We start from the raw sequence: 8,808 nt of genomic DNA on the forward strand, positions 1-8,808 counted from the left end.
GGCTCCGGTGGCGTGGGGACCGCGCCGGTCGGCGGGGCCGGCGGCGGCCCCGCGATCACCGGGGCCGCGCAGTTCGCGCAGAAACGCGCCCCGTCGGGCCCCGCGACGCGGCATCGCGGGCAGAACGTGGCCATGGGTACCGCCCATCCTGAAGGAGTCGACTGCCCCTTCGGACACCGGGGCGCGCCCTACAGTTCCCCCAAAGCCCGCTGCTCGTAACCGAGTTGACGAACCCCGGCCGCGAATCCCGCAGCCGAACCGCTCAGTCCCGCTCAGTCCCGCTTGAAGCCGCGGTGCAGGGCCACCACGCCGCCCGTGAGGTTCCGCCAGGCCACGTCGCTCCAGCCGGCCTTCACCAGACGCGAGGCGAGCGCCGGCTGGTCGGGCCACTCCTGGATCGACTCGGCCAGGTACACGTACGCGTCCGGGTTGGAGGACACCGTCCGGGCCACCGGCGGGAGCGCCTTCATCAGGTACTCCATGTAGACGGTGCGGAACGGCGCCCACACCGGCCGGCTGAACTCGCAGATCACCACGCGCCCGCCCGGCTTGGTCACCCGGTACAACTCGGCGAGCGCGGTGTCCGTGGCCTGCACGTTGCGCAGACCGAAGGAGATGGTGACGGCGTCGAACGTGTCGTCCTTGAACGGCAGTTTCGTCGCGTCCCCGGCCGTGAACGGCATCCACGGGTGGCGTTCCTTGCCGACCCGCAGCATGCCGAGGGAGAAGTCGCACGGCACCACGTAGGCGCCGGCCTCCGCGAACGGCTGCGAGGAGGTGGCCGTGCCGGCCGCCAGGTCGAGCACCTTCTGCCCCGGGCGCGCGTCGACCGCCTTGGCGACCTCCTTGCGCCAGAGCCGTGCCTGGCCCAGGGACAGCACGTCGTTGGTGAGGTCGTACCGCTTCGCCACGCCGTCGAACATCGAGGCGACTTCGTGCGGCTGCTTGTCCAGGGATGCGCGGGTCACGACGCCCATTGTTGCAGCCGCCCTCCGGCCCGGCACGGACGCCCCGGTGGGCGCACCCCCGGTGTGCGGCGTCCGGTCATCGGCGCAGGGCTTCCGCGGGCTGGATCCGGGACGCCCGCAAGGCCGGGTAGAGGCCGGCGACCACGCCGGTGACCAGGCCGATCAGCGGCGCTGCGGCCGCCGTCCCCGGGTGGACCACCGGGGTCCAGTCGCGTGCCATGGCCACCACGACCACGGTGACGACGCCGAGCGACGTGCCGACCAGTCCGCCCAGCACACCGAGGGCGCCCGACTCTGCGAGGAACTGCGCCGTGATGTGCCTCCCACGCGCGCCGAGCGCACGGCGCAACCCGATCTCGCCGGTGCGCTCCAGCACCGCGACGAGCGTGGTGTTGGCGATGCCGACCGCGCCGATGATCAGGCAGATGCCGGCCAGGACCAGGAACAGGTCGTCGAGATCGGAGGTGACCTTGCCGCGCAGCGTCCTCGGGTCGGGCGGTGGAACGGCCTTGAGGTACTCGGGGTGGTCGGGGCGCAGAGCGGTCGGAGCGAGCCGCGCGACCTGCCGGGCGGCGCCGAGCTCGGTGGCCACCAGCATCCGGATGTCCGGTCCCTCGGGCGGTCCCCAGATCTCCTCCGCCGTGGTCCGCGGCACGACCACAGACATCAGCAGGTCGGCCTTGCGTTCCACGTCCCCGATGACGCCGATGACCGTGAACGGCTCGTCACCGATGAACACCGCCGGATCGATGCTCAGCGTGGTGATGCCGAGCCGCGCCGCAGTGGAGGCGCCGAGCACCGCCACCCGCTCCTTGCGGTCGGAGTGAAAGCTGTCGAAGAGCCGCCCCTGGGTGAGCGTGGGCACGGCCGCGTGCAGGGCCCCGGGCGAGGCCGCGACCACGTCGACTGCCTCCCCCTCGGCCACGTCACCGACCGGGGCGGCACGAACCGGCGAGTCGGCGTCGAGACGGACCGGAAAGTAGACACCCGCGTGCCGGACGCCGCCCAGCCGTTCCACGCGCTCATCGGCGTCCTGCGGGAAGGCCGGGCCGGCGAACTCGTTCTGCTCGGTGCCCACGTCCTCCACGGTCACCTCGGTGGCGCTCAGCATGGAGAAGCGCGCGTCGATCTGCGAGGACGTGGTCGCGGTCAGGCCGAGGATCGCGACGAAGGTGCCGACGCCCAGAACGGTGCCCAGCGCGGTGAGCGCGGAACGCGCCGGGCGCTGGAGGATGCCTGCCAGCGACTCGGCGACGGCGTCGCGGGGCGACAGGCGGGACGGCTCGACGGTGCGCGGGCGGCGGCGCGGCCGCCACAGGGCGAGGAGCCTCATGCGGTCTCCCCCCGCGGGTCCGGAGCCGTCCCGGCCCCGGAGGTGGCGTTCTGCCGGAGCACGCCGTCACGGATGGTGACGGTTCGCCCGCCGCGGGCGGCGACCGACGGGTCGTGGGTGATGACCAGCACGGTCAGCCCGTCGGCGTGCAGTTCCTCCAGCAGGGCGAGGACGGAGCGTGCGTTGGCGGAGTCCAGGTTTCCGGTCGGCTCGTCGCACAGCAGGAGCGCCGGACGGGCGACCAGGGCACGGGCGATGGCGACCCGCTGGCGTTCGCCGCCGGAGAGCCGGGTGGGCGGCGCGTCGGCACGGTGGGCGAGGCCCACCCTCGCGAGTGCCTCGCGCGCCCGTGCGGGCCGGTCCCTTCGGCGGGCGCCGTTGTAGAGCATGGCGAGCGCCACGTTCTCCCAGGCGGAGCGGTGCGGCAGCAGGTGGAACGACTGGAAGACGAAGCCGATGCTGCGTCCGCGGAGCGCGGTGCGGTCGCTGTCGCGGAGCTCACCGGTGTCGATGCCGTCGAGGAGGTAATGGCCTTCGGTAGGGGCGTCCAGCAGCCCGGTGATGTTGAGGAAGGTGGACTTGCCGGATCCGGACGGGCCGACGACGGTGACGAACTCGCCCCGCCGGACGGTCAGGTCGAACGGCTTGAGGGCTTGGACCGGCGGCGGGCCGGGGTAGGTGAGGGCCGCGCCGCGGAACTCGATCACCGGTGCAGCGAGGGGACCGGCGGCGGGCAGGGCGTCCGGGACGGCCAGGGAGTCCGGCACGGTCACGGGGCGCCCCCGGCCTCGCCCGCCCCGTCGGACAGTCCGGGATTGACGCCGGTGATCACCTCGTCGCCCTCCTTCAGGGACGTCCCTGGGGCCGGAACCACCTCCACGTACCCGTCACCCGTGGTGCCGGCCCGCACCTCGGCCCGCCTGCGCTTGCCCGACCCGTCCACGACCGTCACCGTGGTCCGGCCGTCGGCGCCGGCCGACACGGCGCTCACCGGGACCACGAGGGCGTCGCCGTCGGTGGCCGCGGCCTCCACGGTGAGCCGCACGTCCTGGCCCGCGAGTGCGGGGTCAAGCTTGTGATCGGGCCTGACGATCATCACGTATCCGGGCTCACCGGCCGGTGCCGCATCGCCCCCACCGCCCTCTCCCGAGCCGGGCGGCGGGGGCGGCGTGGTCTTCTCCTCGGCCACGGACAGCACCTTCGCGGCCGCTGTGACACCGCTGACCTCGGAGAGGATCTCCACCTTCTGCCCGGGCCGCACCAGGCCCTTCTGGTGGTCCTGCAGAAGGGCACGGACCTCCAGACCGCCGCCGGACACCGTCAGGGCGGGGCCTTCCGACTGCGAGCCGACCTGTGCGGAGACCGAGTCCACACGGGCCGGGAAACCCTTGAGGAAGACCACCTCCGCCGAGGGCAGCATCGGTCCCGCCACGGCCCTGGCCTCGGCGAGTTCTCGCTGGGCCTCCGTCAGGTCCTGCTGTGCGCGTTCGACGGCGTGCCCACCCGGCTCCGCGGCGGGTTTCTCCCCGTCCTCCGTCTCCTGACCGGCGCCTGCGGCACCGTCCTGGGCGTCCTGCAGGGCGCGTGCGGCAGCAGTGACCGCGTCCTCGGCGGCCTCCACCGCCTCCCCGCCGTCCTCCACAGCGGGCAGCGGCTCGTAGCCGATCGAGGCGTAGAAGCCCGCCAGGGCGCTCTTGGTACCCGCGCCGAAGACCCCCTGCGTGTCCCCGTCCGTACCGTGGCCCCGGGCGGCGAGCGCCTTCTGCAGCTGGGCCACGTCCTCGCCCTCCGCGCCGGGCTTCAGGTCCCGGTAGACCGGCACCTTCCCCGGCAGTGCGAAGACCGGCCGGCCGGAGACTTCGAGCAGCACCTTGCCGGCGGTGACCTTGTCACCGGCGGCGACCGGCAGTTTCGTCACCACGGGGGCGCCCGCCGCTCCGGGTGCGGCCGCGGGGGTGACCCGCAGGGTCTGGGCGGCGGTGGCGGTGCCGCGCACGATCACCGTGTCCCGCAGGACGCGCTTCTCCACCCTGGCCACCAGGACGTCCATCGGGGGCGGTCCGGCGTCTGCGGCCGCCTGGGCGGGCGACCTGACCACGGTCGCCGCCCCCAGTCCCGCGCCGGCCAGCACCACGGCACCCGCCGCAATGCCGATCACCCAGCGCCGCCGGGCCGTCAGCGAGGCGCGGGCCGCCTCCCCCTCCTGGGCGAGGACCTCGCCAGGAGCTTCCGTGTCCCGCGGGACGGCCTCGCCGGTCCCGACGTCCAGCTCGGTCATCCGCCCACCTTGCCGTCGGTGGGGGTGTCGTCCTTGAGCCCGCACTCCTTGAGCGCGGTCGCCGCCTCGGGGTCGGACTTGACGTCCAGCTCCTCCAGCGCGTGATCACCCGTGGACGGGTCGGGGTCGGGGAAGTCGGCGATGCCCTTCCGCCGCATGCAGGCGGTCAGCTCGCGTGCCTCGGCCAGCTCCTTCGCGTCGGCCGCGGGGATCTCCAGCTTGTCGGCACAGGCCTTCTCGCCCTGCTGGACCTTCTCGGGGTCGGCCTTCGCCGTGTCGACCACCGGCACACCGGAGTCGGTGTCCCGCATCGGCAGGCCCTGGTCGGCGAGGCAGGCGAAGTAGTCCGCCTGGGCGGGATCGGCCCCGTCGCCCTTCGCCCCGTCGCCCTTCGCCTCCTCGCCCGTTCCCCTCGAGCTCGCGGACGACGGCGCCGCGGCGCCGTCGTCGTCCCGTCCGGCGCATCCCGTCAGCAGGGCGAGTCCCAGCAAGGCCGAGACGGCAACTGGTCCGATCCGTCGAAGCACCATCACGCCAACCCTTCGTACCGCTCCACGGGCGCGGCCGAACGGCGCCCAGGACCGGCACGGTAGGCCACCTCGTGACACCGGCGCGCTGTCCCTGAGGACAGTAGTGGGGCACCGGGTGAGGGTGTTTCACTCATGGCTGCCCGGGCCGGAACGGCACACCGCGTTCCTCCGGCAAGCAGTCAAGTCCCTACACGAGGAGCCCAATTCACATGAACGCACGGAGAGCTCTGCGCGCCATCGCCACTGCGGGTCTCGTTCTCGGCGCCATCGGCGCCACCGCCGGCTCGGCCGAGGCGGCCGGCAAGGACGGCTGGCTGACCAGCGGCGAGTTCGGGCTGTTCTGCCTGCAGAATCAGGGGAGCTCGGTCTTCGACCTGTACGTGAGCGACGTGAACTTCAGCGACGACTACTTCAAGGGCTCGCTGAGCTGCGCGGGTCACACCACCAACGACTGGACCGAGTCCTACTCGAACCGGGACACCGTCGAGTGGAGTGTCCACACGGACGCCAACGGCGGCGGCTCCGACGGCTACCTCCCGGCCGGCCACGTCGGCAACGCCAGCACCACCTTCAAGAACAGGATCTCGTCGTCCTACTGGAACAGCTGACCGGCGGGACCCCTGTGACCGGAGCTCGTCGGCCGGTCGCCGAACACCCTGAAGCAGACCGCCGTTCCGCCCGTAAGCGCCGGGCGGAACGGCGGTCCGCGCCGCATGTTATCGGCTCCGCACCTCCCCACGTCCGGCCAATGCGGACATCGGGCGATCGACACGAGGGAGCACGCACATGAGGACACGGAAAGCACTGCGCGCCGTCGCCACCGTGGGCCTGGTCCTCGGCGCCGTCGGCGCCACCGCGGGATCGGCCCACGCGGCCGGCAAGGACGGCTGGCTGACCAGCGGCGAGATGGGCTTCTTCTGCGGAACAGGCCAGACCGACGCGGTCTTCGACCTGTACCTGGGTGACAGCAATTTCGCCGACGACTCCTACAAGGGCGCGCAACCCTGCGCGGGCGAGGTCGTCGCAGGCAACACCAGATCCCTCCTGAACCTGGACTCCTACGAGTGGAGCATCCACACGGACGCCAACGCCGGCGGGGTCGACGGGTACGTTCCCGTCGGCTACGGATCCAGCAGTCCGGCCGCGCTGTACGTCCGCTCCGCCTATCCGAGTTGATCCTGCCGTTCCCTGCCGACGGACGCCGTCCGCCCTGCACCCTTCTCGTACGTCCTCTCGCGTTTCCGGAGTCGTCATGCCTTCCCCGCACCGTCGTACCGCTCCCCCCGCCTTGACGGCCTTGGCCCTGGCCGCCCTCGTCCTGACCACAGGCTGCTCAGGCGGCTCCGACAACAAGGACGGCGGCACGAGCGAGCCGCAGATCGGTGACGTCCGCACCATGCTGAGCACCGCCAAGCTGAGTCTGCCCCTGGACGCCTACATCGCCGACAAGGAACAGCGCAGGACCCTCAACGCCGCGCAGGACGTGCTGATCGACCGGTGCATGCGCCGCTACGGGTTCCGTTACGAGGGTCGGGGCACTGCGAGCACCGGCGGCCAGGCCGCCGCTCAGGGGACGGACAGCCGTCGATACGGCATCTCCGACGCGGACGCCGCCGCGCGGCGCGGGTACGTCAACACGGCCGTGACCGGTGCCGAGCGCCCGCCGGCCCGGGCCATGGGCCCCAACGAGAAGCTCGTGCTCCACGGAAAGGAGAAGATCGACCCCGCCGACCCGGTACCGATGAACCAGGAAGAGGCGGAACACTCCAGCCAGGGAACGATCAAGGTCGACGGACAGAAGGTGCCCGCGGGCGGATGCCTGCGTGAGGGATACCTGAAGCTGTTCGCGCCGTCCAAGGACTCCGTGGACGTGATGGTGCCGCAGAACTTCGGCTTCGACGCCTACGGGCGCGCCCGCGAGGACAGCAGAGTGCGGGCGGCGGTGAAGAAGTGGTCGAGCTGCATGGCCGAGAAGGGGTACCGCACCGACAACCCCGTCAGCCCGTACGAGGACCTGGGGCTCGATGCCGCCTCGCTCGACTCCCCACGTGCCATCGAGGCGGCCAAGCAGGACGTGGCCTGCAAGAAGCGGACCAACTTGGTCGGCGTCTGGGCGACGGTCGAGACCGCATACCAGAAGCGCCTGATCGAGCAGAATGCCGAGACGCTGGATCTGGCGAAAAAGCAACTCGAGGAAAGACTCAAGCTCGCTTCTTCCCTCACCTCCTGACATCGAATGGCCAAAAAGGAGGCGCGGCCCCTGACATAACCGGACGCGAGATCATTGCAGCCCTGTTAACCTCTAGGAGTTCCGGTGCACTGACAGGGGGGTCAGATGTTAACCGTCACTTCTCCACCCGAAACGGGCGGGCATCACTTAAGGGGCGACGAGACCGAAGAATTCGGAGGGTCCGGGCATACCGGCGAACCACTCCTGGAGAGTCTCGCCCTCATGCCGTTGCTGACCGAGCAGGAACTGCTGGTCTTCCAGCATCTGCACTCCGGGCCGTCCAACGCCGACCTGGCCCAAAAGCTCTCGGTCACGCCGCGGACGATCAAATTCCATATCACCAACATCAGGGAAAAGCTCGGAGGGATCACCCGACTCCAGGCCTGCCTGCTCTCCGCCCTGATCGAGATGCGCGGGGAGGCCCGCAGCAGTGGACCCACGCGCGAGATGTTCGTGCAGGCGGTGTGCGGCCACCATTGATTGACGCACGACCCTAAAAGAGAGCGGCGCCGAAAGTTTCCCCAACTTTCGGCGCCGTTCTGCGCGCAGGGGACAATGCGCGTCCGCAGCAAACTTTGCGCTGAGTCCGCAGGTGAGGCGAGTCCGACAAAAAATCTTGCAACCGGCTTCAACCTTTCCGCGCCGAAGGCGATCGGGAGGGGTGAGGGACGTGGTGACGGCAGCTCCGCCGCCACCGGTGACCAGGGGGAGGTTGTCATGCCGGACGTCGACCGGCAGCGGGAATTCGAGGAGTACGCGCGCGCCGGACAGAACCACCTGTACCGGACGGCCTACCTGCTGTGCGGAGACCCGGAGAACGCCCGTGACCTGGTGCAGACGACGCTGGCGAGGCTCTTCCAGTACTGGCGGCGGGCACGGGCCGCCGACTGCCTGGACGCGTACGCCCGCACAGTGCTCACCCGCGTCTACCTGGCGGAACGACGGCGGAAACTGCGTGACCTGCTGACGCACAACCGACCCGAGCCTGTGGCCCCGGGCCCGCAGCCCGACCTGCGGGTGACCCTGCTCGCCGCGCTGGCTCAGCTGCCGCCGCGCGCCCGGGCCATGGTGGTGCTGCGCTACTGGGAGGACCAGTCCGTGGCAGCCGTCGCCCACCAGCTGCGCTGCAGCGAGTCGACGGTCAAGAGTCAATGCTCCCGATCGCTCGCGCGGCTGCGCGAACACCTCGGCGACGCGGACCTGTACACCGCCGAGAACTGCTGCCGATGACCAGCCCGCCGAAGACCACGGAGAGGTACGGCATGCCCCACGAGGACGACTCCCAACTGGTACGGGAGCTCATGCGGCGGGCCTCCGAGGAGCTCCCCGCCCTGCCCGATCTGACGCAGAAGGCGGTGCGGCTGGGCCGGCGGCGTCAGACGCGGGCCCGCATGACCACGTTCGCGGGCGTCACCGCGGCAGCGGTGGCCTGCGTGGCGGCAACCGCCCTGGCCGGCCCCTGGGAGAAC

Annotated in this window: 10 protein-coding genes and 1 pseudogene; 6 read left to right on the top strand and 5 right to left on the bottom strand. The window is 71.3% G+C overall.

The window, feature by feature from the left end; translation table 11 throughout:
- Positions 1–272 precede the first annotated feature (272 nt).
- From ACOV8S_RS17800 to ACOV8S_RS17820, 5 genes are all read right to left on the bottom strand, one after another.
- On the bottom strand, positions 273–968 hold the full coding sequence (locus tag ACOV8S_RS17800) for a demethylmenaquinone methyltransferase (RefSeq protein WP_108955069.1): 696 nt from the start codon (positions 966–968) through the stop codon (positions 273–275).
- Between the two features lie 76 nt (positions 969–1,044).
- A complete protein-coding gene (locus ACOV8S_RS17805) occupies positions 1,045–2,301 on the bottom strand; it encodes an ABC transporter permease (RefSeq protein ID WP_448318752.1) in 1,257 nt (418 codons plus the stop codon).
- The gene (locus ACOV8S_RS17810) at positions 2,298–3,074 is read right to left on the bottom strand and encodes an ABC transporter ATP-binding protein (RefSeq protein ID WP_448318755.1); all 777 of its coding nucleotides are present in this window, start codon (positions 3,072–3,074) and stop codon (positions 2,298–2,300) included. Before ACOV8S_RS17810 ends, ACOV8S_RS17805 begins: the two co-directional genes overlap by 4 nt.
- The gene (locus ACOV8S_RS17815; RefSeq protein WP_448318757.1) at positions 3,071–4,579 is read right to left on the bottom strand and encodes a peptidoglycan-binding protein; all 1,509 of its coding nucleotides are present in this window, start codon (positions 4,577–4,579) and stop codon (positions 3,071–3,073) included. The genes ACOV8S_RS17810 and ACOV8S_RS17815 overlap by 4 nt, the downstream gene beginning before the upstream one ends.
- Positions 4,576–5,070: a hypothetical protein gene (locus ACOV8S_RS17820; protein ID WP_448318758.1), complete on the bottom strand. Its 495-nt coding sequence runs from the start codon at positions 5,068–5,070 to the stop codon at positions 4,576–4,578. Before ACOV8S_RS17820 ends, ACOV8S_RS17815 begins: the two co-directional genes overlap by 4 nt.
- 248 nt (positions 5,071–5,318) lie before the next feature.
- Here ACOV8S_RS17820 and ACOV8S_RS17825 point away from each other — a divergent pair, with 248 nt between their 5' ends.
- The 6 genes and pseudogenes from ACOV8S_RS17825 to ACOV8S_RS17850 all read left to right on the top strand — a co-directional run.
- Positions 5,319–5,717: a hypothetical protein gene (locus tag ACOV8S_RS17825; RefSeq protein ID WP_448318759.1), complete on the top strand. Its 399-nt coding sequence runs from the start codon at positions 5,319–5,321 to the stop codon at positions 5,715–5,717.
- 178 nt (positions 5,718–5,895) lie between these two features.
- Complete coding sequence (locus ACOV8S_RS17830; protein WP_448318760.1) at positions 5,896–6,285, top strand: hypothetical protein; 390 nt, start codon at positions 5,896–5,898, stop codon at positions 6,283–6,285.
- A gap of 112 nt (positions 6,286–6,397) precedes the next feature.
- The gene (locus ACOV8S_RS17835; RefSeq protein WP_448318761.1) at positions 6,398–7,339 is read left to right on the top strand and encodes a hypothetical protein; all 942 of its coding nucleotides are present in this window, start codon (positions 6,398–6,400) and stop codon (positions 7,337–7,339) included.
- A gap of 222 nt (positions 7,340–7,561) precedes the next feature.
- On the top strand, positions 7,562–7,819 hold the full coding sequence (locus tag ACOV8S_RS17840) for a response regulator transcription factor (RefSeq protein ID WP_448318762.1): 258 nt from the start codon (positions 7,562–7,564) through the stop codon (positions 7,817–7,819).
- 237 nt (positions 7,820–8,056) lie between these two features.
- Positions 8,057–8,569: a SigE family RNA polymerase sigma factor gene (locus ACOV8S_RS17845; RefSeq protein ID WP_448318763.1), complete on the top strand. Its 513-nt coding sequence runs from the start codon at positions 8,057–8,059 to the stop codon at positions 8,567–8,569.
- Positions 8,566–8,808 (top strand): annotated as a pseudogene (locus ACOV8S_RS17850) (hypothetical protein); the annotation flags it as partial. The gene ACOV8S_RS17845 and the pseudogene ACOV8S_RS17850, both read left to right, overlap by 4 nt.

Source organism: Streptomyces sp. CO7 (genome assembly GCF_053474865.1).

Coding starts and splice junctions, on each gene's coding strand:
- ACOV8S_RS17815 (WP_448318757.1), bottom strand. CDS start 4,579: ATGACCGAGCTGGACGTCGGGACCGGCGAGGCCGTCCCGCGGGACACG.
- ACOV8S_RS17845 (WP_448318763.1), top strand. CDS start 8,057: ATGCCGGACGTCGACCGGCAGCGGGAATTCGAGGAGTACGCGCGCGCC.
- ACOV8S_RS17830 (WP_448318760.1), top strand. CDS start 5,896: ATGAGGACACGGAAAGCACTGCGCGCCGTCGCCACCGTGGGCCTGGTC.
- ACOV8S_RS17840 (WP_448318762.1), top strand. CDS start 7,562: ATGCCGTTGCTGACCGAGCAGGAACTGCTGGTCTTCCAGCATCTGCAC.
- ACOV8S_RS17825 (WP_448318759.1), top strand. CDS start 5,319: ATGAACGCACGGAGAGCTCTGCGCGCCATCGCCACTGCGGGTCTCGTT.
- ACOV8S_RS17805 (WP_448318752.1), bottom strand. CDS start 2,301: ATGAGGCTCCTCGCCCTGTGGCGGCCGCGCCGCCGCCCGCGCACCGTC.